Origin of the sequence: Propionivibrio sp. (genome assembly GCF_049316945.1) — a bacterium.
Classification (GTDB): Bacteria; Pseudomonadota; Gammaproteobacteria; order Burkholderiales; family Rhodocyclaceae; genus Propionivibrio.
In genome coordinates this window covers 1-21,846 of the sequence record NZ_JBMOJE010000019.1, presented here as the reverse complement: position 1 = coordinate 21,846, position 21,846 = coordinate 1, and the positions used below count along the sequence as shown (strand labels likewise).

Annotated in this window: 27 protein-coding genes and 1 tRNA gene; 14 read left to right on the top strand and 14 right to left on the bottom strand. The window is 56.4% G+C overall.

Features of this window, described 5'->3' with window-relative positions; translation table 11 throughout:
• Positions 1 to 41: 41 nt before the first annotated feature.
• Both ACOYNV_RS06520 and lgt read right to left on the bottom strand, forming a co-directional pair.
• The gene (locus tag ACOYNV_RS06520) at positions 42 to 1,430 is read right to left on the bottom strand and encodes a malonyl-CoA decarboxylase (protein WP_422898945.1); all 1,389 of its coding nucleotides are present in this window, start codon (positions 1,428 to 1,430) and stop codon (positions 42 to 44) included.
• A 30-nt stretch (positions 1,431 to 1,460) separates the two neighbouring features.
• Complete coding sequence (gene lgt, locus ACOYNV_RS06515) at positions 1,461 to 2,258, bottom strand: prolipoprotein diacylglyceryl transferase (protein WP_422898944.1); 798 nt, start codon at positions 2,256 to 2,258, stop codon at positions 1,461 to 1,463.
• Positions 2,259 to 2,669: 411 nt separating this feature from the next.
• Here lgt and ilvD point away from each other — a divergent pair, with 411 nt between their 5' ends.
• The 9 genes from ilvD (at position 2,670) to ACOYNV_RS06470 (ending at position 11,276) form a co-directional block, all read left to right on the top strand.
• Complete coding sequence (ilvD, locus tag ACOYNV_RS06510; RefSeq protein WP_422898943.1) at positions 2,670 to 4,529, top strand: dihydroxy-acid dehydratase; 1,860 nt, start codon at positions 2,670 to 2,672, stop codon at positions 4,527 to 4,529.
• Between the two features lie 6 nt (positions 4,530 to 4,535).
• On the top strand, positions 4,536 to 5,153 hold the full coding sequence (gene rhtB / locus ACOYNV_RS06505) for a homoserine/homoserine lactone efflux protein (protein ID WP_422898942.1): 618 nt from the start codon (positions 4,536 to 4,538) through the stop codon (positions 5,151 to 5,153).
• A 146-nt stretch (positions 5,154 to 5,299) separates the two neighbouring features.
• Positions 5,300 to 5,641, top strand: a complete 342-nt coding sequence (locus ACOYNV_RS06500) for a c-type cytochrome (RefSeq protein ID WP_422898941.1) — start codon at positions 5,300 to 5,302, stop codon at positions 5,639 to 5,641.
• A gap of 374 nt (positions 5,642 to 6,015) precedes the next feature.
• Positions 6,016 to 6,091: transfer RNA gene (locus ACOYNV_RS06495), tRNA-Lys, on the top strand.
• Between the two features lie 894 nt (positions 6,092 to 6,985).
• On the top strand, positions 6,986 to 7,933 hold the full coding sequence (locus tag ACOYNV_RS06490; RefSeq protein ID WP_422898940.1) for a DUF2971 domain-containing protein: 948 nt from the start codon (positions 6,986 to 6,988) through the stop codon (positions 7,931 to 7,933).
• Positions 7,934 to 8,470: 537 nt separating this feature from the next.
• On the top strand, positions 8,471 to 8,827 hold the full coding sequence (locus ACOYNV_RS06485) for a hypothetical protein (protein ID WP_422898939.1): 357 nt from the start codon (positions 8,471 to 8,473) through the stop codon (positions 8,825 to 8,827).
• 134 nt (positions 8,828 to 8,961) lie between these two features.
• Positions 8,962 to 9,549, top strand: coding sequence for a hypothetical protein (locus ACOYNV_RS06480; protein WP_422898938.1), 588 nt, complete (start codon positions 8,962 to 8,964; stop codon positions 9,547 to 9,549).
• A 688-nt stretch (positions 9,550 to 10,237) separates the two neighbouring features.
• Complete coding sequence (locus tag ACOYNV_RS06475; RefSeq protein ID WP_422898937.1) at positions 10,238 to 10,609, top strand: hypothetical protein; 372 nt, start codon at positions 10,238 to 10,240, stop codon at positions 10,607 to 10,609.
• 181 nt (positions 10,610 to 10,790) lie between these two features.
• Positions 10,791 to 11,276 carry a hypothetical protein gene (locus ACOYNV_RS06470; RefSeq protein ID WP_422898936.1) on the top strand — a complete coding sequence of 162 codons (486 nt, stop codon included), beginning with the start codon at positions 10,791 to 10,793 and terminating at the stop codon, positions 11,274 to 11,276.
• A gap of 364 nt (positions 11,277 to 11,640) precedes the next feature.
• Here the strand turns inward: ACOYNV_RS06470 and ACOYNV_RS06465 are convergent, their stop codons facing one another.
• The 12 genes from ACOYNV_RS06465 to ACOYNV_RS06410 form a co-directional block, all read right to left on the bottom strand.
• Entirely contained in the window at positions 11,641 to 11,880 is a 240-nt protein-coding gene (locus tag ACOYNV_RS06465) for a hypothetical protein (protein WP_422898935.1), read from the bottom strand.
• 105 nt (positions 11,881 to 11,985) lie between these two features.
• Positions 11,986 to 12,204, bottom strand: coding sequence for a hypothetical protein (locus tag ACOYNV_RS06460; protein ID WP_422898934.1), 219 nt, complete (start codon positions 12,202 to 12,204; stop codon positions 11,986 to 11,988).
• A gap of 16 nt (positions 12,205 to 12,220) precedes the next feature.
• The gene (locus ACOYNV_RS06455; protein ID WP_422898933.1) at positions 12,221 to 13,066 is read right to left on the bottom strand and encodes an ExeA family protein; all 846 of its coding nucleotides are present in this window, start codon (positions 13,064 to 13,066) and stop codon (positions 12,221 to 12,223) included.
• On the bottom strand, positions 13,063 to 14,502 hold the full coding sequence (locus ACOYNV_RS06450; RefSeq protein WP_422898932.1) for a DDE-type integrase/transposase/recombinase: 1,440 nt from the start codon (positions 14,500 to 14,502) through the stop codon (positions 13,063 to 13,065). The genes ACOYNV_RS06455 and ACOYNV_RS06450 overlap by 4 nt, the downstream gene beginning before the upstream one ends.
• A 97-nt stretch (positions 14,503 to 14,599) precedes the next feature.
• Positions 14,600 to 15,166 carry a hypothetical protein gene (locus ACOYNV_RS06445; RefSeq protein ID WP_422898931.1) on the bottom strand — a complete coding sequence of 189 codons (567 nt, stop codon included), beginning with the start codon at positions 15,164 to 15,166 and terminating at the stop codon, positions 14,600 to 14,602.
• Between the two features lie 86 nt (positions 15,167 to 15,252).
• Positions 15,253 to 15,396, bottom strand: coding sequence for a hypothetical protein (locus tag ACOYNV_RS06440; protein WP_422898930.1), 144 nt, complete (start codon positions 15,394 to 15,396; stop codon positions 15,253 to 15,255).
• An 87-nt stretch (positions 15,397 to 15,483) separates the two neighbouring features.
• Positions 15,484 to 15,795 carry a hypothetical protein gene (locus ACOYNV_RS06435; protein ID WP_422898929.1) on the bottom strand — a complete coding sequence of 104 codons (312 nt, stop codon included), beginning with the start codon at positions 15,793 to 15,795 and terminating at the stop codon, positions 15,484 to 15,486.
• A gap of 107 nt (positions 15,796 to 15,902) precedes the next feature.
• Positions 15,903 to 16,262, bottom strand: a complete 360-nt coding sequence (locus tag ACOYNV_RS06430; RefSeq protein WP_422898928.1) for a Rap1a/Tai family immunity protein — start codon at positions 16,260 to 16,262, stop codon at positions 15,903 to 15,905.
• A 92-nt stretch (positions 16,263 to 16,354) separates the two neighbouring features.
• Positions 16,355 to 16,663 carry a hypothetical protein gene (locus ACOYNV_RS06425; RefSeq protein ID WP_422898927.1) on the bottom strand — a complete coding sequence of 103 codons (309 nt, stop codon included), beginning with the start codon at positions 16,661 to 16,663 and terminating at the stop codon, positions 16,355 to 16,357.
• 125 nt (positions 16,664 to 16,788) lie between these two features.
• Positions 16,789 to 17,175, bottom strand: a complete 387-nt coding sequence (locus ACOYNV_RS06420) for a hypothetical protein (protein WP_422898926.1) — start codon at positions 17,173 to 17,175, stop codon at positions 16,789 to 16,791.
• 773 nt (positions 17,176 to 17,948) lie between these two features.
• The gene (locus ACOYNV_RS06415; RefSeq protein ID WP_422898925.1) at positions 17,949 to 18,503 is read right to left on the bottom strand and encodes a hypothetical protein; all 555 of its coding nucleotides are present in this window, start codon (positions 18,501 to 18,503) and stop codon (positions 17,949 to 17,951) included.
• On the bottom strand, positions 18,496 to 18,729 hold the full coding sequence (locus ACOYNV_RS06410) for a helix-turn-helix transcriptional regulator (RefSeq protein ID WP_422898924.1): 234 nt from the start codon (positions 18,727 to 18,729) through the stop codon (positions 18,496 to 18,498). The genes ACOYNV_RS06415 and ACOYNV_RS06410 overlap by 8 nt, the downstream gene beginning before the upstream one ends.
• A gap of 479 nt (positions 18,730 to 19,208) precedes the next feature.
• Between ACOYNV_RS06410 and ACOYNV_RS06405 the strand changes: the two genes are divergently transcribed.
• The 5 genes from ACOYNV_RS06405 to ACOYNV_RS06385 all read left to right on the top strand — a co-directional run.
• Positions 19,209 to 19,784 carry a hypothetical protein gene (locus tag ACOYNV_RS06405; RefSeq protein WP_422898923.1) on the top strand — a complete coding sequence of 192 codons (576 nt, stop codon included), beginning with the start codon at positions 19,209 to 19,211 and terminating at the stop codon, positions 19,782 to 19,784.
• Positions 19,768 to 20,178 carry a hypothetical protein gene (locus ACOYNV_RS06400; RefSeq protein WP_422898922.1) on the top strand — a complete coding sequence of 137 codons (411 nt, stop codon included), beginning with the start codon at positions 19,768 to 19,770 and terminating at the stop codon, positions 20,176 to 20,178. The genes ACOYNV_RS06405 and ACOYNV_RS06400 overlap by 17 nt, the downstream gene beginning before the upstream one ends.
• 119 nt (positions 20,179 to 20,297) lie before the next feature.
• Positions 20,298 to 20,624, top strand: coding sequence for a hypothetical protein (locus ACOYNV_RS06395; RefSeq protein WP_422898921.1), 327 nt, complete (start codon positions 20,298 to 20,300; stop codon positions 20,622 to 20,624).
• 3 nt (positions 20,625 to 20,627) lie between these two features.
• Positions 20,628 to 20,837 carry a hypothetical protein gene (locus ACOYNV_RS06390; protein ID WP_422898920.1) on the top strand — a complete coding sequence of 70 codons (210 nt, stop codon included), beginning with the start codon at positions 20,628 to 20,630 and terminating at the stop codon, positions 20,835 to 20,837.
• Positions 20,838 to 21,038: 201 nt separating this feature from the next.
• The coding region (locus ACOYNV_RS06385) for a tyrosine-type recombinase/integrase (RefSeq protein WP_422898919.1) at positions 21,039 to 21,846 on the top strand (808 nt) is incomplete at its 3' end.

The following is a 21,846-nucleotide window of genomic DNA, read 5'->3' as shown; positions in this document are numbered from 1 at the left end:
GGAAGAAAATCAAATACAAAAGACCCGAAAAGCTCTTGAATTCATGATATTTGCGCCGACCGTCTTACGGCGCCTGAGGTAGCGACCACGCCTTCGCGGGAAAAAGCCTCCAGGTTGGTTTCAATGGCGTCCGGGTCATAAAGGTAATTGACCATCAGCCCGAAGGATTGTTGCAGGCCATTTGCCGAATTATCGGCCAGGGTGTTGATGCGCTCGATGCGGGCGCCGTTGCCGAGGTGAAAGCGGGCCACCGGATCATAGGGGCGGCTGCCGGCCTTGGCGAGTAGCAAGTAACGCGCAGCCAGCCGGGCCAATCCAGGCTGCAAGGCCCGGGCCAGACGCGTGTTGGCGACCCAGGCATCATCAGCCAGCAAGGTGCGGATATCCTCCGCCGAATTAATGGCCACGCCTTTTGAACCGACATGGCGCGCCACACGCTGCACCATGTCCTCGCTGAAAGCCTGTTGCCAGGCCTCGGGGTTTTTCTCCGCCCAGCGCCGCAAGGTCGGAATCGGCGACAGCGTGGCGAAGGTCGCCAGACGTGGAAAGTCGCGCTTCAAATCATCGACCACGCGTTTGAGCAGGAAGTTGCCGAAGGAAACTCCGCGCAAACCGACCTGGGTGTTCGAGATCGAATAGAAAATGGCGGTCTTGGCGCGCTGCGCATCGAAAACCGGTGCGTGCTCGTCGAGCAGGGCCTGCACGCTGTCAGCCAGTTCTTCGACCAGTGCCACCTCGACGAAGATCAGCGGTTCCATCGGCATGCGCGGATGAAAAAAGGCGTAGCAGCGGCGATCGGAATCGAGGCGGTTCTTCAGGTCGCTCCACGAGCGGATTTCATGCACCGCCTCGTATTCGATCAGTTTTTCCAGCAACACCGCCGGCGAACTCCAGGAAATGCGTTGCAGTTCCAGGAAGCCGACATCGAACCAGGCACCGAGCCGGGTTTCGATTTCGCGGTCAAAAGCGCGCAGTGCGGCATCCTTGTCCAGATAGCGCAGCAGGTCGGCACGCAGGTCGACGACAAACTTCATGCCATGCGCCAGCGCGTTGAACTGGGTCAGGATGTGTAGACGGGCCGAGCGCAAGGCGGTGCGCAGTTCAGACTCGGCCGCCCATTGCGCATCGGTGCCAAGCGCTTCCTGGTAACGGGTGTGCGCCTTCTCTACCGCTTTCGGATCGGGGCCGAATTCAGTGGCGATGATGCGCAGAAAAGCGCTGCGGCCAACATCGTCAAGTTCCAGATAGGTGTCGGCAAGGCGCGCCGCGCGTTGCCGTGCTGACACTTCGCCGCCGAGACCGGCAGCGCAATCCTTGAGTTGTTCGCGTATCTGGGCCGACTGTCTTTCGCTGAGTCCACCCGTAGCGGAATGCTCGCCCAGTAGCTTGCGAACCTTTTTGATTCCTCTTGCAACAATGCCATCGGACATTTTTTTCCCCGATCGGTAGCAGAAATTCGTTCAGACGCTTCGCCGGTAAGACCATACGAGCAAAGCAATCCCCAGCAGAATCATTGGCAGGGACAGCCATTGCCCCATGCTGATGACTTCCGAGAGGCCAAAGATACCATCATCCGGCGTGCGAAAAAACTCGGCAATAAAGCGAAAGCAGCCGTAGCCGACGAGAAACGCCCCGGAAACAGCGCCACGCGGCCGCACGCCACTCGCAAAAACCCACAGGACAATGAACAGCAGCACGCCTTCCAGACCGGCCTGATAAAGCTGCGACGGATGGCGCGGCAGATTATCCACCTGCGGGAAAATCATCGCCCAGGGCAAGGCCGGGTCACAGATGCGCCCCCACAATTCGCCATTGATGAAGTTGCCGATGCGGCCGGTAGCCAGACCGAGCGGAACCAGCGGCGCGATGAAGTCGGTGATTTCGAGCCAGGTGCGTTTCGTTTTGCGGGCGTAAAGCGCCATGGCAATCAGCACGCCGAGCAAGCCGCCGTGAAAAGCCATGCCGCCCTTCCAGACGGCGAGGATTTCGAATGGATGGGAAAAATAGTAACCGGGCTCGTAGAACAACACCTGTCCCAGGCGACCGCCAAGAATTACGCCGAGCACGCCATAGAACAGCAGGTCATCAAGTTGCGGCACCGTCCAGCCGGTTTGCGAAAATTGCGGATGCGTCTCGATACGCCGCTTGCCAAGCCACCAGAACTGGAAAAAAGCCAGGAGATACATCAGCCCGTACCAGCGGATAGCCAGCGGGCCGAGCGAGAGGGCAACGGGGTCGAACTGCGGATGAATCAACATGGCGAACTCAACATATATCCGTCATTCCGGCTTGACCCGGAATGACGTGGGTGAATGAATAAATAACGATCTCCGGTCGATAGCCATACCAACCGGAGAGCCCGCAGAGCTCATGAACAGGCGATCTACAAACAAAAACACTGAAGAGTGGCGTGTTCATTGCCTTTCCATAGCATGCCTTTGTAGAACGCCATTCGGTGGGGCTTCCAGCCTGCACTCGCATTTGTACATGAACATTCCTTAATTTGCATTGCGAGAACGATACGGCCAATGGACGTGTCAAAGAGAAAGCAATGGATTCTAGCGCAGAGCGATGCAATGTACCTTTGAGGCGAACTCAATGCAGCACATCTTCGGTAGAATTGCTGGCTTGTTGACCGATTTCGATTGTTATTGTTCTGGAGATTCACCATGCCTGATTATCGTTCCCGCACCTCGACCCACGGTCGCAACATGGCTGGCGCGCGCGCCTTGTGGCGGGCTACCGGGATGAAGGACGGCGATTTCGGCAAGCCGATCATCGCCGTGGTCAATTCATTCACCCAGTTTGTGCCCGGGCATGTGCACCTCAAGGACATGGGGCAACTGGTGGCGCGCGAGATCGAAGCGGCCGGCGGCATCGCCAAGGAATTCAACACCATCGCCATCGACGATGGCATCGCCATGGGCCACGACGGCATGCTCTACTCGCTGCCTTCGCGCGACCTGATCGCCGATTCGGTCGAATACATGGTCAATGGACATTGCGCCGATGCCATGGTCTGCATCTCGAACTGCGACAAGATCACCCCCGGCATGCTGATGGCGGCCATGCGCGTCAACATTCCGGCCATCTTCGTTTCCGGCGGCCCGATGGAAGCCGGCAAGGTGCAGATTCAGGGCAAGACGATTCACCTCGACCTGGTCGACGCCATGGTCAAGGCCGTCGATAGCAGCGTATCGGATGCCGATCTGGCGGAGATCGAACGCTCGGCCTGCCCGACCTGCGGCTCCTGCTCCGGCATGTTCACCGCCAATTCAATGAATTGCCTGACCGAGGCGCTCGGTTTCTCGCTGCCGGGTAACGGTACGCTGGTCGCCACCCACGCCGACCGCAAGGGGCTTTTTCTCAAGGCCGGACACCAGATCGTCGAACTCTGCCGCCGCTACTACGAGCAGAATGACGCCTCGGTGCTGCCGCGCTCGATCGGCTCCTTCGAAGCATTTGAAAACGCCATGACGCTCGATGTGACCATGGGCGGCTCGACCAATACCGTGCTGCATCTGCTGGCGGCGGCGCAGGAAGCCGGCGTCAACTTCACCATGAACGACATCGACCGCATCTCGCGCAAAGTGCCTTGCCTGTGCAAAGTCGCGCCGATGACCGACAAGTACCACATTGAAGACGTGCATCGTGCCGGCGGCATCTTCGGCATTCTCGGCGAGCTGGCGCGCAGCGGACTGCTGCACCTCAACGTGCCGACGGTGCACACCAAAACACTGGGCGAGGCCATCGCCACCTGGGACGTGATGAATCACGCCCACGACCTCAAAGTGTTTGAATTCTTCCGTGCTGCGCCGGGCGGCGTGCCGACGCAGACGGCATTTTCGCAAAATCGCCGCTTCCCGGAGCTTGATCTCGACCGCACCCACGGCTGCATTCGTGACAAATCCAACGCCTACTCGCAAGAGGGTGGCCTGGCCGTCCTGTTCGGCAACATCGCGCTCGACGGCTGTATCGTAAAAACCGCCGGGGTTGATGAAAGCATCTGGAAATTTAGCGGCAAGGCGCGGGTTTTTGAAAGCCAGGATGCCTCGGTGCAAGCCATTCTTGCCGACGAGATCGTTGCCGGCGACGTGGTGGTGATCCGTTACGAAGGCCCGAGAGGCGGCCCCGGCATGCAGGAAATGCTCTACCCGACCTCCTACCTCAAATCCAAGGGGCTGGGCAAAGCCTGCGCGCTGCTCACCGACGGACGCTTTTCGGGCGGCACCTCCGGGCTGTCGATCGGCCACGTCTCGCCGGAAGCCGCCGATGGTGGCACCATCGGGCTGGTCGAAGAGGGCGACCGCATTGAAATCGACATTCCCAACCGGTGCATTCATCTGGCGGTTGCCGATGCCGAATTGAAGCAACGCCGGGCGACGATGGAGGCTAAAGGCGAGTCTGGCTGGCAGCCGGCAAAGGCGCGTACCCGCGTCGTTTCCAAGGCATTGCAGGCCTACGGGCTGATGGCCACCTCGGCGTCAACTGGTGCCGTACGCGACATCAGCCAGTTGAAGCGGCGCTGATCCCTGATGACACTTTCCGTATGGCTCGGCTTCCTGCTTGCCGCCATCCTGATCGCCATTTCGCCCGGTCCGGGCGCCGCTGCGTCGATGAGCACCGGGCTGCGCTATGGGTATTGGTCGGCCTTGCGCGTCATTCTCGGCTTGCAGGCCGCATTGCTCATCCAGTTGCTGGCGGTTGCCGTCGGCTTGGGTGCGCTGTTGCAGACTTCCGCCCTGGCTTTCAACATCGTCAAACTGGTTGGCGCCGCCTACCTGATCTGGCTCGGCATCCAGAAGTGGCGGGCCGCGCCGCAAGAGATTGATGAGACGAGCCTGCGCATTGCCCCGAACCGCCTGTTCATCGAAGGTCTGCTGGTCAATCTGACCAACCCCAAGGCGATTGTTTTCATCGCTGCGCTGACGCCCCAGTTCATCGATCCCGCACTCCCGCAGTGGTCGCAATTCCTGGTCATTGGCCTGACCATGTGCGGCGTCGATATGGTGGTGATGTCGTGCTACGCCCTGCTGGCTTCGCGCCTGCGTGGCTGGCTGCATGATGCCAGGTCGTTGAAAGCGCAGAATCGTTTCTTTGGCGGCGTCTTCGTCGGTGCCGGCGTGCTGCTGGCCAGTTCGGGGCAGCATTGACTTTGACGATTCCAGGTCAACGTTTTTCCTTGCAAGCGCGTTAAACTAACATCCCATTCTGCAATCTCAAGCCGCCCTTGAGATTAGGTGGCAAAGTGGAATATTATTGTTTATTGGCAATTAACTTTCATCAACGGAGAGAAAGAATGAAGACAATCACCCTATCCCTGCTGGTCGCTGCTGGCGTCCTGTCCGCCGGTGCAGTTCAGGCTGACGAAGCTTTGGCCAAGGCCAAGGGCTGCCTCGCCTGCCATACCGTCGACAAGATGGTCATCGGTCCGGCCTACAAGGATGTCACCAAGAAGTACGCCGGCCAGAAGGATGCCGAAGCCAAGATTACTGAAACCATTCTCAAGGGCACTCCGGCACCGGCGGGTCTGGGCTGGCAGAAACAAGGCAAGGCCAACTTGGCATTCATGCCGCCGAACGCCACGGTCAAGCCTGATGAAGCCTCCAAGCTGGCAAAATGGATTCTCAGCCTCAAGTAAGGCTTCAAGCCACCACAGAGGGCCGACACGTAGTCGGCCTTTTTTCTTGCTCAGGCTAATGCGTTCCTCAATGCTGGCGAAGGCATCGCCAGAATCAGGGTGACTCCCACCAGGATTGTCTCCCTGACATGCCCGAATGCGGCGGAAGACCGGTGCACACCGAAAATTTCTGATTGACGCAGAGGATGTGAATAGGTTTGGGCAGACCTTAATTTACAGTACTTTGGCATGCGCTACTTCAAAGCAATCGCCAAATGTGTGAACAACATTGGGAGGCCCTGCTCCCGCTACGCAAAGTGGGCTGGACAAGTGCGAAAGCGCAAGCGTTGACAGGCTTCTATACGATCTCTATAATCCGCCGTTCTCGTTTTTCCGGGTCGGTAGCTCAGTTGGTAGAGCAGCGGACTTTTAATCCGTTGGTCGCGAGTTCGAATCTCGCCCGACCTACCAGGAAAGTGGTTGTAATACAGACACTTAAGCCAACCAAGCGGTTAGCTTTTTTGTGGTCTGAAACACCGTCTGGTCCATATCTGGTTCATCTGGGCATCCTTACTGCCCCTGCTTTTCTCCACGACAGCCTGTGTTCATAGTACCCTCTTACCTTCAGGCGGGCATTAGCTGCCACTTATCTCAGTTGGTTGGAAATGAATCGTGGCGGCTATGCTTGCTTCGGGCTGTCAGCCGCCGCTCGATTTCTGCAAGTCACTGCCCGTTGACGACCCAGATGAGCCAGTCAGGCTTTTCGTCCCAATAACAGCAATGCAGCGAAAGCCGTCATTCACGGTCCTGAAAATGCAAGGGATTCAAAAGCTGCTTTCAGGGTTGACCCGCCGTTCAAAGTGCAAATATTCGATGCGGTTGGCAGGTTCCTCCCGGCCATCAGCGGACGCTCAGGATTTTTCTCCATAGCCGACGTTGACCTGGAGACCACACCCGAAAGCGGTCATAGAATCAGGGGCACTCATTTTTACGACTGAACCTCGGCTTCGCAGCGATTGCGGTCATTCGCGACCCTGAAAATGCTAGGGGTTGGATGGCCCCTTTCCGGGTCAACCAGCCGTTCAAAGTGCTGGTTTTCAATGGCGTTGGCAGGCTCCACCCGGCCATTACCGTACGGTGGCGAAATCGCCATTAAGCATTCCTACTTTTGTCTTAAGCAATAGTGTTACATTACAAGGTGCTGGTTTGCGCGTTTATTTAATACTGTATAAAAACATCACAAAAACGACGCAAAGCCAGTGATATATAGACTTTCAATTCTTGAAGCGACGCCGAGTTAGGGAGCAGACGCCATTGTTATGCAGCAAAATTGCTCCCGATAACAAAGTTAGAGCCAAAAATGCCATGACTCTCGACTTCGCCGCACTAGATACTGCCCTCGAAAAAACCTCCTCAACGCTTGCGGGATCGCGGAAGCACGTTCAGGCCACTCCACCAGAATTTCTGTTTCACTACACGAATTCGGCCGGCATGCGCGGCATCCTCGAATCGTCTCGCCTCTGGGCGACGAACTACAGATTCCTGAATGATGCGTCAGAGGTTGCCTACGGAATGGCTCTATTTAATTCGATAGTTCAAGACCTCCTTGCAAGTTCATCGAACGAAGTGGTCTCAGAGTTTTTGGGCAGAACCCTGCATACGGCGAATGCCTTCGATGGAATGTTCGACTGCTATATAGCCTGCTTCTGTGAGCGAGATGACCTGCTGAATCAATGGCGGGTTTATGCTGGAACAGGGGGCGGTTACGCGCTTGGATTGAAAGCCAAAGAGATAGGTCGGCGGTGGGGGGAAGTTCATTCGACCCAGAACTTCCTTCTTCGAAAAGTTATCTACAACGAAGACATTCAGAAACGGCTGATATCTGAGGTCTTAGAACTCACAGTGCAGATTCTCGACGAGGCAACGCAGGATATCTCGGTCGCGGACGCTAACAACCTGATCGCAAGATGCTGCCATTTCGTTCGAAGCGAGGTTGCTGACTACCTCTTTTGTTTTAAGCATTCGGCATTCGCAGTTGAGGAAGAGTGGCGGCTATGCCACATCGTTTCGCCGGGCGAGGAAGACCATGTGCAGTTCCGAGATGGCCCTTACGGCCTTACTCCATATGTTTGCCTCGATCCAAGCCCGATGGCAGGCGTGAATAACAACAAGCTACCTCTCGCCAGAATCACTCATGGCCCCGTCCCCGATCCTTCCAATGTCAGATTTGCACTCAACAAACTGCTTCGAGCGAAGGAGTACGCCTTTGTTGAAATTGCAGGTTCTGTTCTCCCTGTGCGAGTTGGGCTCTAACCCTTCATTCCAGCGGACCGCCTTCGGCAGCCGCTGAATTCAAACGTTTGCCATTCCAAATGATAGAGCACTGCGCAATCTGTGGATGTGAGCTACACCGAACGAAGGGTACCTACGCGCGCCCGACCGTTGAAGGCCGTAGCCATGCAACAAGTCATCACTACGTTGCTGAACGTTTTTTCGGTCGCTCTACCAACCGCAAAGGCACAAAAACAGAAGGCATGTTTCCTTCGTGCCCGTGGGGTCATGAAGGAGAGTCAGTCGTGTTCTGCTACGAGTGTCACGAGGAGCTTGTTCACAATCCGGTATTTCTTCCAGAAGACGTAGCACGATTCGCTGAACTTGTGAAGCAACGAGGTCTCTCTGAAGAAATGAAAACCGAAAACCGCGCCCAAATAGCTGGTCGTGTTGCCCTGTTCCACGAAGTTATCGCTCGCGGCCTCGCTTCACTACTCAACGAAAGTGGAGAATCAAAGGCTAACGAATTCGTTCAGCGTCAAATGCGCGAATCAGCACCATTTCACATGGAGAAAAAAAATGAAGAACTCTGTCGGCATCGCCATCGTCTCGCTCGCTGTGACCGCCTGTGCTTCCCATACAGGCATCGTGCAAATGGGGCAAGACACTTACATGATCGCCAAGCAGCAGGCTACTGGATTCCCCGGTCTCGGGAACATGAAAGCTGAGATTATTGGCGAAGCTTCACGGCACTGCACCGGCCTCGGCAAAGAGCTTCAGATCGTGTCTACACAGGAAACACAACCGCCCTACATCCTAGGCAACTATCCACGCTCAGAAATTCAGTTCATGTGCTTGGCCGCTGGTGATCGTGAGTTACAACGCCCGAAGCTGCAGAAAACACCAGACACCGTAATAGAGGTGCGCAAACCTTGATATTGCATATCCAAGGTTTAGGCCTGCGGACGCTGAACACGGCGCTTAACCTCGCTCCCTTCGATCGCTGGACGCGGCGCGATAAAGCCGCGCAGGGCCGGTTAGCTCTACTGAGCCTGCTAAAAAGGAAAAACATGCGACCGCTTTTTGCCATAGCAATACTTCTTTCGTGCATGCCAGCTTACGGGCAGGAATGCTTCAATACATCGGTGATGGCCCCCAGTCCCCTTATGGGTAATCATGGAGAAATATTTCGAACATCCGATGGCTCGATATATGAGGTATCTGGTTCATACGAGTATCTTTATGCCTACTATCCGAGCGTGACCATTTGCCCTTCGCGCGGAAAGATGCTGGTCGACGGAAAGACCGTAGGCATTATTCCCGTACAAACATCAGGCCGAAGTTCAAAGCCCTCAAGCGGGAAAGGCTCAAGCAAGCCAGGGTCGAGAGCAGCAAGTCCATCGGAGGCACCAATTACAATCGTTTTAAGAGTACGAGGCTGTGGCTATTTCATCGCCGACGGGCCCAGCGGTCTTTACATTCTCGAGTGGTATGGGGGCTACGACCCCGATCGTGGCGATGGCATCTTTGGCGACATTAGCGGCTACGGGTTTAGGGATGTACTCTACACAGGGGGACGTGAGGGAAGGGTTTACGTCGACGACTACCTTCTGGGCAAGGATAGGGCGTTGGAAAAACTGGGAGAAAAGTGCAAATAATGGTGCACTTAAGGCAATGCCGCGCCTCAATCAGGCCCAACGAATAAGGTTACCGTGCGAAGCCACGATCGAACCGTTTGTTGGACGAACCCTGTCTTCGTTGGGCATCATGAAACCTATCCTCATACGTAGCCGCACAATTTTATTGGTTATGTGCAATGTAGGATTGAATTAAGCGATTTTCATGAGACCACAATCGTGTTGGAAATGATCAGTGGAGCCTATGCCTGCTTCAGGCTGTCACCCGCCGTTCGATTTCTGTCATTCACTGCCCCTTGACAACCCAAAGCGGCCGTAGCGGTTGCCCGAAAGCGGCCTGTCAGCCAAATCCAGGTTCGGCGAACTGGACCGCTCCGTAGCTGCCATTGGCGAACTCACCCAACCGGCCATGAGCGGACGGTGGCGAAATCGCCATAAAGCAGACGTTCAGGCCTTCTTGTTGTAAGCTAATGCGCTATATTACAGGGTGGCGTTTTACGCGGTTATTTAATAGTGCATAAAAACATCAACAAAACGAGTTGGCTTTCCATCAAGCAAAGCCGACAGAAGGGGGACTTTATGCTACCGCTTATTCGCGAAGCTATGAGAGCAATTCAGCAACACTTCCCCGTCCTCGTAATGAAGGAGTTGGAAGCATGAGCGTGGGTCAGAAACCTAACCTAGTGCTCGTTAGGCGTGCATTGGTCCTATGAATCCGCAAACTCCCTTCGTGCCATCGGACATAGCGGACCGGTTGGTACGAGAAGATGATGAGGAAGCACGCAAGCGGGGTGCGCTGGCAGTTGCATTGCAGCTTGACCACTCAATGTCGTTCGTCTCGCTTGCGACGGGTTGCGCACTGATTGGTGGTGCCACTGCCTTTTCGTTTGGTTCGTGGACGCCCGTCATCATTGCAGTGGCCTTCGCAGCATTAATGTACTACACGCTCTTCGTCTCGACCGCCCGTCAGGTCGCCCAAGCTGGGATACAGCCGGAGCTGCAGGCCGCGTATAAGCGGCTCTACTATTCGGATGCCGGTTTCAAGAATCAGGTGGATGCACTTCGTGCAAAGAACAAGTAGCTTCCGGGCGAGCACGCCTATTATTCGTTAGCCCCCTATGTGCTACGACCCGACCGATGCTGCCCGTGACGAGATGTACGACCAAATAGGTCGCGAACTCTATCCCGAGCACACAGTTCAAGCCATTGGTGAGTTTACGGCGGATCGCCTTCGGTCCTTCTATGTTGCGAATCCCCAAGTCATGCGTCCCGCTGTTGACGCGATTCAAGAAGGAAAACGGCTTGCCCAAGGCGGACACAACTCGGCAGCAGTCGTCTTCTTTGTCACTGCCATTGAAATACTGCTCAAGGCCACGTTGCTCAAGCCAGTCGTGCATGGCTTGGTGCTCAGCGAAGGTCTGGCTGGCATCATCGTCGAGAAAGCACTTGGTCAGCCGGGGTTCGACCGATATTCGAGCCTTTTGGCGCAACTATTCTCGGAACTCGCAGGAATGGACATTCAGGCAATCAAGCGGAAGGAAACAAATGACAAGCTCCTTGCAGAATGCACTGCGCTTCAGAAACTACGAAATCAAATCATTCACCAAGGCGCCACATGCAAGCCCGAGCTATCCAGTCATGGTCTCGCTGTCTCCGTCGCGGTGTATGAGCTTGTCGTTCAGCCAATGCTTTCCAAGCTTGGCCTGCACGTCATCGAGCATGGCGAAATTCAACCGTTTGGGGGTTAACCCTGCGGTACAGGGGACGCTGGCCTCAAGGTATGAGATGGGCTTGTAACATCCCTGCGTGATGTACTCGCCATGCTGGTGGAGTTCGGCGTCGTATGACTGGCTTCCGTTGACCCAGCGTACAGAGATATATCTCCCCGCACGATAATAGGTTTGGATATATCGGCAGATCGGAAGTAGCTCTTCTAGCAGGCGCTTCTCTGTTGGACCAGAGCGAAGGCACAAACTCTTGACACCTTCGGGCGTGCTACGAACGGATTCGAATAGTGCGTAGGTCGCCGCGCAGAAATCGAGTCCGTCCAGCAGTCTGCCATCTAGATCTTCGAGAGAGGGGGTATTCATGATGCCTCACCACCAACGCCACTCAAAATGGTTCATCTGGCTCTTCTTTCTTACCCGCAAGTTGCGGGAGTATTTCCATAACGATAGTAAAAGCGATGAAGCCTGCTATCGCTGCAATAAAACCGAACCCAATAAAGAGAAGGGCAAGCCCCATCGTTAATGTAAGCGTCACGAGAACTTTTGAAACCCGCCCACCACCGATCGCGAACAGGTAGGCAATGATTGCAATCAGTCCTACATACCACCACCTGAGTGTGGTCACCTGATTTGATGGCCTGCTTTGCACGTACTGCGATGGTTCGTGGAGCGGGAAGCGATAAGCAATGCGCCACCGGCATTTTGTGCCTGAGGCGCATTATCACTGCGATCAGAAAGGAGGGTCGTCCTCCGTCAGATTAGCCTGCGGATTGGAATAGACGATGTTGCTAGCAGAGTAATCATCGAGGAATCGCTGGATCTGCCGTCCGTAATGGGTTTCGAACAACTCAAGGATCTCGAAGAGGAAGTCCTGAATCTCGATGACAGCCTCATCGGGCAGCGTCGGCAGGTTGATCGTGAAGGTAACGGGGCGGGAGTCGGGGCGCATGGGCATTGACTCCGGATCAGCGGCCTGCTGCCACGCGGCGCGGCGTTGGCATCTCGGGCTGGGCAAAGACATCCAGATAAAGCTTCTCATCAAGTTGCGGCAGATCACGCTGGGTCGCCACCGCCAGGAGTTCGGCGGCCAAGGTGGTCAGAATGCGGAAATTACCGGCCGCGTGATCGCACAACGTCTGCTGCAACGTTGGCGTCATCAGACTGGCATTGCCGGCACCCGCGAGCAAGTGGTTAAGGCAGGTCAGCAATTCATCCCGGCTCGCATGCTCGGTCGCCAAACGGGTGCGTATGCGTGAGCCGAGCGGGATCAACTCCTCATGCCGCAGTTTCTCGATCAGACGGGCATCGCCCGCGATCACCACGCACAGGAGCGACTGTGAATCGAAACGTGCGCTGGCCAGCAAGCGCAATTCACCAAGGACAGCCGGACTCATCTCCTGTGCTTCGTCGATGAGCAGGACGGCACGCCGCCGCGTTGTTTCCAGATGAGCGAACCACACCTCGCGCAATGCCTTGAAGCCACCCCAACGATTGTGTGGGCGCAAGGGCACCGTAAAGATGTCACCCATTTCACGATAAAAATCGGCCAGGTTGCTCTGCGGGTGATTGATCGCGCCAACCGTCACATCCGGCAAGCGCGAAAGGCGCTCGGCCAGAAGGCGCAAGACCACACTCTTCCCGGTGCCCGGATCGCCATGAATCATCGCAAAGCCCCCCTCGCGAATCAGTGCGTGCTCGATACGCCAGCAGAAGTTCTCAATTCGGGGCGGTATGAAGATGGCCTCGGTCGGCAATTCCGGGGAGAAGGGATTCCACTTTAACCCGTAAAGGGCGAGGAGTTTCTGATTCATGCGCAGTCCTTGTCAGTCGGTAAATAGGCAGGCGGCAAGCCGGTGGCCGCGTAGTCGGCGAGCAACTGGCGCAGCAAGGGGGCGATGCCTGAGGGGGGTAGCGGAGACAGATCGGTCATCACCGGAGTCAAGCGTCGACGCTGGCCATCCGCATTGGCGGACTTGTCGAGCGGTTTGACCGGGCAAAGGATCACACCGGCACGGGGATCGACCAGATCGACCTGGGTCAGATCCCAGCGGGCATAGCGCAGATGCACCACGCCGAGGTGGCGATAATGGGAGGGAATCTCGAAGCGCTTACCCGCCAGACTCACCGTTCCGTCGGAACGCCGTTGCCGTCGTGCCACCTCGACGCGAAATGCGGCCGCCAGCACGGCGGTACTGGGGCATTCGCGACGCACATTGGGGCCGGCCAGATAGTGCGCCAGCGGGGTGGCGCCGATCTCGGAATGGAGCGTCCGGTGATACTCCTGCTCGACCCAGGCCTGTGTTGCCTGATTGAGGAGATCGAGCGTAAGGGATTCCTCGCCTTCAAGCATGGCCATCAGACGCCCTTCGACACGTCCCCAGAAGGATTCCTGCTTGGCATTCTGGTAGGGCGAATACGGAAGAGTCGTCTGATGAACGATTCCCAAAGCGGCCAGGCCGGTGACGGTCTCATCGGCCAGCATGGCCGCGCCGTTGTCCGTCATCAGGGCACGCGGCAGACCGCGTTTCATGAACGCCTGCGAGAGTCCATGCACCAAGCTCTCGGCGGTTTCATCAAGATACCACTGCAGGTGGCAGACCAGGCGTGAGCGGTCGTCGATGACGCCGAGCAACATCGGCTTGACCCAGGAGCCGGCGCGACCCAGCACCTTGCGTGAGGCGTGATGGAAATCGAGGTGCCAGAGTGCGGACACATGGTCGACCTCGAAACTCCTGACCTCCAGCCGGTCGAGGCGGTCCCGGGCCAATAACGCGCCGGCGGTAGCGCGCTTGGGCTGCGCTTGCCGGAACATTCCGCAGGCCGTGAGGTAACGCCGGATGGTGGGATACGAAGGAACGGGTGTATCGCTGCCATCCAGGGTGGCACGGAGGTTGTCGAAATGCAGTTGCATTGTCCAGCCAGGGTGTTCGCGATACTGCGTCGTCAGAGTGACGATGGCGGTGGGCCGGAGGCTGGGGAATCGACCGACGTCGCCGCGCAGACGGTTTCTGAGCGCAGCCACGGGGTCGGCAGCTGCGCGGGCGGTGTAGTACCAGCGCTCCAGCGTGGACACCCCGAAACGGACATCCAGGGCAGAGACCGGGTGGCGCCATGATGTGGCAGCAAGCGCCGTCAAGGCGATTTGCAATTCACCTGCAGCGGGTGGCGCGGCCAGCAAGGGGCCGATGATCGAGAAGCGCAAGCGCGCCCAGCGATCACGTTTCAGTGGATCGACAACATGACTCAAGAAGGTCTCCCAGTGAGGCAGCACCGGCGGCGCCACAACAGGGAGTGAAGGCTACGAGCCCTCGTCGGAGTTGGCTATCCGCATCCTCTGCGGGTGATCACCACCCCTCAGGCAATGTGACTTTCCTGACGGTGATCGGACTCAGGAAGAGAAGGAGTTGCATCAGCGCTTCCTCCGCGTTCCCACAAAATCGTTCGAGCAATCCGGCAGGAAAGGCATCGCTTGCCACCGGCGGCATGAAGCGCGCACAACACGCTTGCCACAGCGGCGTCAGCGGAAATTGCTGCCCCCACCACTGGCGCCAGCGTTGCAGCGTACGTACAGGAATGTCCAACGACACGAAAAGTCGCGTCGCCGCTGGTATCTGGCCGGCATGCCGGCCAGATACCAGCACCACCGCCAGCGCGAGATACACGCGCCGTCCCAGAAAACGAACGGACTTTGAAGTCGTGCGACAGCGACAACGATTGCAGCAGAAGCTGAAGCGCGTATCAAAGTCACCACGAATTTCTGTCGGGCAGGCACGTGGCTTGCGCGGATAGTCGGCACGGTGCAAAGCGCCGCCGCATGCACAACCTTCCGCTCGTGCTTGGGCAGCCAGTTCCTGGTCAATGCGCAGAAGAAATTGAAAAAACCTCAGGTCTTGCAGAAGGGCGTGGCACACTGGCGTGGTCTCTTGGCTTGGTAACCAGAGACTCCCTCAAAGGGTTCGTTTGTTCAAGTTCCCCGAGGGGGATCACCCCTACAACATCACGTTGCGTGATCAAATACGCGGCTAATACCATCGAGATTGTTGACCGTACTCAACCACCCACCGCTTGTTATCACCTTGACTATCAGCCCGGTGATCAGCCCCATTTCAAGGGCTCCGATGACGTAGGCAATCAACCACATATCATTAACCTCCGACCAAAATGTTTCGGCGATGCGTGGCTTTATCGCGCAGCGTCCGGTGGAATGGTGGGTTAGCCATTTTCGAACTCACTTTTTGAAGCGCCCTTTTTCGCACCAATACTTGACTTTGATGGTGCTGTATATGCTACCGCGATAATGTGGTTGGCTGGCGCTAAACAGCTCTTGGGCAAACTCACAGTTCGCGAGGTTGTATTTGGCGTTGTCTTCGACACTCTTGAGAGGAAGGAGATCAAAAGTCGCGATACCAATCCGTAGGGTCTCATCGTGCTTTTGTGTGGGCATATCAATACCTGTGCGATACAGGGTGAATTCGGCACTACCTTCGATTGCACAGGAGCAAATGATCCCAAGGAACAATGCTGCTAATAGTTTCTTCATGATGCTTCCATCAGAGATGCGAAGGACATGGGAATGAGTAACGCCAAAGTTAAGCGGCGGAGAAGCCGTCCGTCTTGAACGCAATGTTGGCATAAGGCCACAACGCCTCACCGACATGGATATGAACGGCGCCACACCAAGCGAACAGCATCATGAGCATTCATTGCTCGTAGCTGGCTTGAAGCAGTAATTTTTCTCTCCGTAATGGTCACAACATCGGTGCGTGACGTGCCATTCGGGAAGCAAACTTTATCATCTTCACGAATACCATCAATTACAGCTTGAATGTAGCCGTTGCAGAAACTAATCCAACTCTCGTCAGCCCGTGTACAGAAATCTGAGAAACTCGCTCCGGACAACTGCATTTTTGAATCAATTGCAAATGCAGGAATTGAAAGCAATGCAGTCGCCAAAATGATAGACGATTGCCACAAAACGAAACTTTTTCTGAATGCTACATTGAACATTTCTTTCTCCTGAAGTGCCTAACGATCCAGCTCAGGGGCGCTGTGCGGCTTTATCGCTCAACGTCCCTTGGAGCGCAGTGTTAGGCGGAAACTCACTGGCGAGGAATAATCTGTCCGACGATCTGCTTGCCATCAACTGGACAGTTGAGCTCACCCAACCTGAACTCGTTTGGTTTCGGCTGTGTTTGGGATTTTGAGCATCCCGAGATGCAGTACATGGTTCCAGTGCTGTTGATGTTACCGAAACGGAAATGAAGATATTGCTGGCACTCAAGCAACGTTGGAAACGTTACCTGTGGTGCAACTTCAGGTTTATCCATATAGGGTTGCCAATCTTGCGAGTCGCACCCGGCGATACATGCGGCAAGAGTAAGAAGGATGACGCTTCTGGCCTTGTGCATATTGTGCTTCCTTGTAGAGTGCTTATTTTTAGCCGCCTAACGCTCAAGGTGACCGGCGCTGCGCGGCTTCATCGCGCGGCGTCCAGAGAGCGAAGCGAACGGGGTCGACCGCAGGGTTGGGCGGCTTACCATGGCCCACCTGAAACTTTGACTTCAAATTGGTCGGTGACGGACTGGACGAACGTGTTGTTTCGCATGCGGATGTTTGAAGAACCGGTAATGCGAATGCCTGAACCAGTAGCTCCGACAAGGCTGCGGTAATAGCGCTCAACAATGGCGCGGAATGCCTCATAATTGAATGTGCCTTTGTAGTTCGCGGGGCTGGACACCTCAAGTGCAGACGATTCGAATGAGCCCCCGATTGGCTGCTTGATATCCGCATAGAGGTCTGCGTATTTCTTGCCTTCAATTTCCATATCGAAAAAGACGCGGGAGACCATGTGTTCGTCGTCACTCCCATAGTCTTGTGAGTCTAGGACCAACTTATGCAGAGTAACTGTTGCGATTGCCATTCGAGACTCCCTTCATGACGCACGATGTAAAAATGACCTGCGCTACTTTGGGAATTTAACCGCGTTGACTACTTATGAGCCTCCCAATCCCGCCGCGCGGGTCAGGCGCTCTATAATAACAGTGACTTACAAATCTGTTTCTTAGGAGCTTGAGACGCCCAACTTTATTAAAGGGAGCAGTTTTGCTGCATAACTATGGCGCCTGCTCCCTAACTCGGCGTCCTTTGACGATTGGAAAAAGCTCTCTATCACAGGCTTTGCGTCGTTTTGTTGATGTTTTTATACAGTATTAAATAACCGCGTAAACCGGCACCCAGTAATATAGCGCACTTCCTTACAACAAGAAGGCCTGAACGTCAGCTTTATGGCGATTCCGCCACCGTCCGGGAGCACACTTTGACATTTCAGGTCTGCATGGCCGGTTACGCTGTATTGCAACCTTTGCTATTTCAATTTTTAACCAAAAAAATTGCCAGGGACGGTCGATCAGGATTCTGAGATGGCCAACCTTGTTTTGCACATAGCACATGGCTTTTTAATTGTGACGCAACATGCTTCGCAGACAGCCCGAGAAAGCTCATGCTCAAACCCCCTTCACGAAGTTCCTCAATTAAATAAACCAGCCAGGGCGAGGACCGTACTCAAGTGCTGCCGGTGTAGCACACAGCTAATAGAATGCCCCAACCCCTTTCAGGGGTTGAGGCATTCTTATAACTTAATCATGGTTTGCGTGTGCTGCAGTACAGGTGTGCGACTGTGTCGTGGTCCGGCCGTCAGTCCATTGACTCCTCGGTGATCCGGCGCCGAAGGAACGGCTCAAAGAGTGCCTTGGCTTGTTCAAGGGTATCGATGGTACTTTCCTGAAAGGCAACCTCGATGAAGTCTGACCATTCACCGTCGAGCCAACTGGGTTCTGCCCACAGTTTGCTGTTGATCCCAACGTTATAAGTTCGTTCATCGTTATCGGTGGTTACCTTGCACCACGCGCTCCGTGCCTTGTCGATCGCCTTCTTGAGCGAGTCGTAGTAGCCTTCGCAGCCGTGATGGGGGTGGGTCAACGGCATGATGAAGTTGGTGCCGTCTTCGAGTACGCCATGATGCAGATCGGCAACCCAGTAGCGCGGGACTTTCATTGCCTTCTTGACGGCGCTTTTAACGAGCCACCAATTCTTTTCGTCGAACCGGCTCAGGTGAACACGGGTTACCCTTGATTTGTCCGGGTGGATGCGGAAAGGCTGTTTTGTGATGAAGACCGGGATGGAATCCTGACCTTCAACGTCGTCGCCGATGGTGTAGTCGGCCAGCTTGAACGGGATGTTGTCACTCATCACGTACCTCTTTTTCGGTAGCCGGTGTGACAATCTTGCTGGCCTTCAGCCGCTCTTCGATCCAGACCTCAACGTCCAGGTCTGCGTAACGGATGCTGGCGCCGATCATCAAGTGGGGCGGAATCTCGGATGACCCTTGGGCGCGCAGGCGCTCGATTGTGGAGATCGAGAGGCCCAGTTTCTTGGCCAGCCAGCCCGTGGGGTGAAGGGTTGTGTTCTTCTGCATGGTTTGATCCTGCTAGTAACGGGGAGGATTCCCTACTCCTTTGTTACGGCGTTCGCTGGCCAACGCGGGCGCTTTCCCGTGGCTGATGCCGGGTGACCCTCGCACCTGCCCAGAGCTAAAGCCAAAAGCACAATGCGCCGGCCCATCACCCCCCCCCCACCGTAATCGACCGCCCTTGGTGCATATATTCTTTTAATGATCACCGATCGATCAACCTGGCCCGGTTTCGAGCCCAGGATCACCCCGTTACCGACTGGAGTTCCCATGCTGCGCACTGGTCTGCGGCACTACGTGCCCATCCGCTTCCCGCGACAACTTGATATTGATCTGCGCATCCGAATTAAACGCTGAACAAAACCCGAAGAGCCTTTGGCGGCGTTATGGGCTCAAGAAACTGAAAACGCCGTACCCCTCAGAAAGGGCCTTGGTCATCACGATCAAGGCCCTTTCCCTTTTTACGCGTCATGAAGGAAACCACCATGAATTCTGCAATCGAGTACCTGCGAATCAAAACCCTGACCGCTCCCAAGACCAGTCTGAACGCCCAAGGCGGCATTACCTATGCCGTTCTGAAAGGGGTCGATACCCAGGAAGTTTATTTCTGCCTGCTCGCCAATGAGGGCGGCGGGTATTTCAGCCGCGAGGCAGTTCCCTTCAATCGGGTCCAGCGCTGCCTGAAAGATACCAAGGTCGATCAACCAATTCCGGCCAAGACCTTCCGGGACGCGTTTGTCGGACGCTCGGCCAATAACGCCGGCTTCCTGGTCGCCGCTCTGCGCCACGAAGGGTTGCTGTTGCCGGCCCCGGATGCGCCGCATCAGCATGTCATGGGTGGTGATTGGGCTGACTGGAAAGCCTCCGTACTGGCCGACGGTGGCGAACCGTTCATCCTGCCCGATGCCAAGAAGATTGAGCCGGAACCGGTTGCGCCGGCGATTGTTGAAGGAACGCCGGTCAAGGGTGCTGCCGGCAAGAAGGAGAAGAAATCCAAGCCGGTCACCGTGGCCGTCGTCGCCGAAGATCCAGAGGAGGCCGACCATGCTTGTTCTGCCTGACCCGACCGACCTTGACCAAGTCAAGGATGGCTATGTCCGTGCGCTGCTCGCCCGGCGCTTCAATGAAATGGCTCAGGAAGATTTTACCTTCGAGGAATTGGGCGAGTTCCTGCTGATCGAACCGGGTGACACCGTAGCCGCCATCGAAGATCAAGGGCGTATCTGGGTGACCCGGAGCCCGTTCAACGACGTTCGCTATGGCGAGGCCGGTTTTGCCCCCTGCTTTGAAACCCTTGAAGCGCATCCCGGCCACTGTTTTGAGATGGTGCACATCCTCAACGATTCCGGTTATGGCGTGATCGTGATCGTTCCTGACAAACCCGGCATGGACGATGAACTGCTGCGTTTTTGCCGCGAGTACGCCACCCCGACACCGGACGTGATCGCCGCCTGATTCCGGCGGTTTTGTATGTTCCACGGCCCTGACGTCAAAACCTCTGACCTGACCACCACCCACCGATTAAGCCCAAGCCCTGCACGGTGCTTCGGCTTTTCCCATTTGGAGAACCAACCATGTACCAAGTCATCAATGCTGACGCTGACCACCCGGCCACCCTGTCGATTACGCAGCCCAAGTTTCCCCCCGGCCGGATCGTGGCGACGCCCGGTGCGCTGGCCGCGCTGGAAGAGTACGGCTGTACGCCGCTGTCGCTGCTCGCTCGCCACCTGTCGGGTGATTGGGGTTCCCTGCCGGTCGAGGATGCCCGATTGAACGAAGACGCCCTGAAATCGGGCGATCGCCTGCAGTCGAGCTACCCCATTGGCCCGGATACGCGAATCTGGATCCTTACCGAGTGGGACCGCTCGGTCAGCACCCTGTTGTTGCCCTCGGAGTATTGACGCGTGGAGGCGCCGAAATACACCCCACCGCTCGACCCGGAACTGGCCAGGAAAGTTTATGCACTCGACGATGACGCACAGGAGTTCTATCAGGAGCGTGCCGGCATTCGGCAGTTCTGCGCCGGCCTATCGCGCCGTCACGCGGAACAGGCCGCCTGGGAAGACACGGTGCGCTATCTGGAACAGCGCGATGCCGGTCCCAAGTCCCCCTGAAACCGGCCCGTAAAACCAGAGATGGATCAGCCGCCGGCAAGGAAGACCTTGCCGGTTCTCCCGTGCAGGCGGCGCTCCTTCCCGTTGTTCAACCTATGCACTTTGCCCGGCCGGTTTGATGGCCCGAGCAGAGGATTTGTAGTTCCTTGCACGCACCGACGGCCAGCGCCGGGCGTATCGACAACTTTAGGAGAAACCCCGATGCAACGCAAAATCCGCTTCACCCGGAAAGCTCTGGACTGCTTGCCGCCGTGTCCGGCCACTCACCCCAGCGGCGAACTTGAATACACCTCGCTGGAATCGCCCCCCGGTCTGCGCCTGGTCGTGACCAAGCGTGGCATCAAGAGCTGGCTGCTGCGCTACACCATCGCCACACCGGGTCAACCCGGCCTCAAAAGGGCGATCAAGATTGGCGTCTTCCCCGGTCTCGATCCGGCCGACGCCTGCCGCATCGCCCTCGACCTGCGCGCCCAGATCGCCCACGGGATCGATCCGCTGGAGGCGCGACAGCAGAAGGCGACGGAACCGACCCTGAATGAATTCTTCCGCGACGAGTACCTGCCCAATGCGCTCGCCACGCTGCGCAGCGCCAAGGATGTCGAATCCCGCTGGCGCCTGCACCTCTCTCCGGCCTTCGGTAGCTGCCGCTTCAACGATCTGCGGACCGCCGACATTCTGCGCTTCCACGATGCCAAGCGGGCTCAGTGCTGCCCGGCGACGGCCAATCGGCTGCTGGCGTTGTTGAAGCGGGTGATCAACGTGGCGATCATGCTGGAGCGCTGCGAACGCAACCCGGTGAAGGGTATTCGCATGCACCCGGAGAACAACATCCGGAAGCGGACGCTGGCCGGCGATGAGTTGAAACGCTTTGTCGACGCCCTGGCCGAGGAGCCGAACCGGGTCGCAGCGGCGTTCATTCTCTTTGCCCTGACGACGGCAGCCCGTCGCGAGGAGTGCTCTTACGTCTCTCTCCCGGAGATATTCACGGGTGTCAAACAACCCGCGTTCA

What these genes read in the sequence shown, in the direction of transcription:
- ACOYNV_RS06475 (WP_422898937.1), top strand. Translation starts at nt 10,238, where the DNA reads ATGAATCCGCAAACTCCCTTCGTGCCATCGGACATAGCGGACCGGTTG.
- ACOYNV_RS06430 (WP_422898928.1), bottom strand. Translation starts at nt 16,262, where the DNA reads ATGTTCAATGTAGCATTCAGAAAAAGTTTCGTTTTGTGGCAATCGTCT.
- ACOYNV_RS06455 (WP_422898933.1), bottom strand. Translation starts at nt 13,066, where the DNA reads ATGAATCAGAAACTCCTCGCCCTTTACGGGTTAAAGTGGAATCCCTTC.
- ACOYNV_RS06415 (WP_422898925.1), bottom strand. Translation starts at nt 18,503, where the DNA reads ATGAGTGACAACATCCCGTTCAAGCTGGCCGACTACACCATCGGCGAC.
- ACOYNV_RS06485 (WP_422898939.1), top strand. Translation starts at nt 8,471, where the DNA reads ATGAAGAACTCTGTCGGCATCGCCATCGTCTCGCTCGCTGTGACCGCC.
- ACOYNV_RS06460 (WP_422898934.1), bottom strand. Translation starts at nt 12,204, where the DNA reads ATGCGCCCCGACTCCCGCCCCGTTACCTTCACGATCAACCTGCCGACG.
- ACOYNV_RS06490 (WP_422898940.1), top strand. Translation starts at nt 6,986, where the DNA reads ATGACTCTCGACTTCGCCGCACTAGATACTGCCCTCGAAAAAACCTCC.
- ACOYNV_RS06440 (WP_422898930.1), bottom strand. Translation starts at nt 15,396, where the DNA reads ATGTGGTTGATTGCCTACGTCATCGGAGCCCTTGAAATGGGGCTGATC.
- ACOYNV_RS06400 (WP_422898922.1), top strand. Translation starts at nt 19,768, where the DNA reads ATGCTTGTTCTGCCTGACCCGACCGACCTTGACCAAGTCAAGGATGGC.
- ACOYNV_RS06435 (WP_422898929.1), bottom strand. Translation starts at nt 15,795, where the DNA reads ATGAAGAAACTATTAGCAGCATTGTTCCTTGGGATCATTTGCTCCTGT.
- lgt (WP_422898944.1), bottom strand. Translation starts at nt 2,258, where the DNA reads ATGTTGATTCATCCGCAGTTCGACCCCGTTGCCCTCTCGCTCGGCCCG.
- rhtB (WP_422898942.1), top strand. Translation starts at nt 4,536, where the DNA reads ATGACACTTTCCGTATGGCTCGGCTTCCTGCTTGCCGCCATCCTGATC.
- ACOYNV_RS06480 (WP_422898938.1), top strand. Translation starts at nt 8,962, where the DNA reads ATGCGACCGCTTTTTGCCATAGCAATACTTCTTTCGTGCATGCCAGCT.
- ACOYNV_RS06500 (WP_422898941.1), top strand. Translation starts at nt 5,300, where the DNA reads ATGAAGACAATCACCCTATCCCTGCTGGTCGCTGCTGGCGTCCTGTCC.
- ilvD (WP_422898943.1), top strand. Translation starts at nt 2,670, where the DNA reads ATGCCTGATTATCGTTCCCGCACCTCGACCCACGGTCGCAACATGGCT.
- ACOYNV_RS06520 (WP_422898945.1), bottom strand. Translation starts at nt 1,430, where the DNA reads ATGTCCGATGGCATTGTTGCAAGAGGAATCAAAAAGGTTCGCAAGCTA.
- ACOYNV_RS06425 (WP_422898927.1), bottom strand. Translation starts at nt 16,663, where the DNA reads ATGCACAAGGCCAGAAGCGTCATCCTTCTTACTCTTGCCGCATGTATC.
- ACOYNV_RS06395 (WP_422898921.1), top strand. Translation starts at nt 20,298, where the DNA reads ATGTACCAAGTCATCAATGCTGACGCTGACCACCCGGCCACCCTGTCG.
- ACOYNV_RS06470 (WP_422898936.1), top strand. Translation starts at nt 10,791, where the DNA reads ATGCGTCCCGCTGTTGACGCGATTCAAGAAGGAAAACGGCTTGCCCAA.
- ACOYNV_RS06410 (WP_422898924.1), bottom strand. Translation starts at nt 18,729, where the DNA reads ATGCAGAAGAACACAACCCTTCACCCCACGGGCTGGCTGGCCAAGAAA.
- ACOYNV_RS06405 (WP_422898923.1), top strand. Translation starts at nt 19,209, where the DNA reads ATGAATTCTGCAATCGAGTACCTGCGAATCAAAACCCTGACCGCTCCC.
- ACOYNV_RS06420 (WP_422898926.1), bottom strand. Translation starts at nt 17,175, where the DNA reads ATGGCAATCGCAACAGTTACTCTGCATAAGTTGGTCCTAGACTCACAA.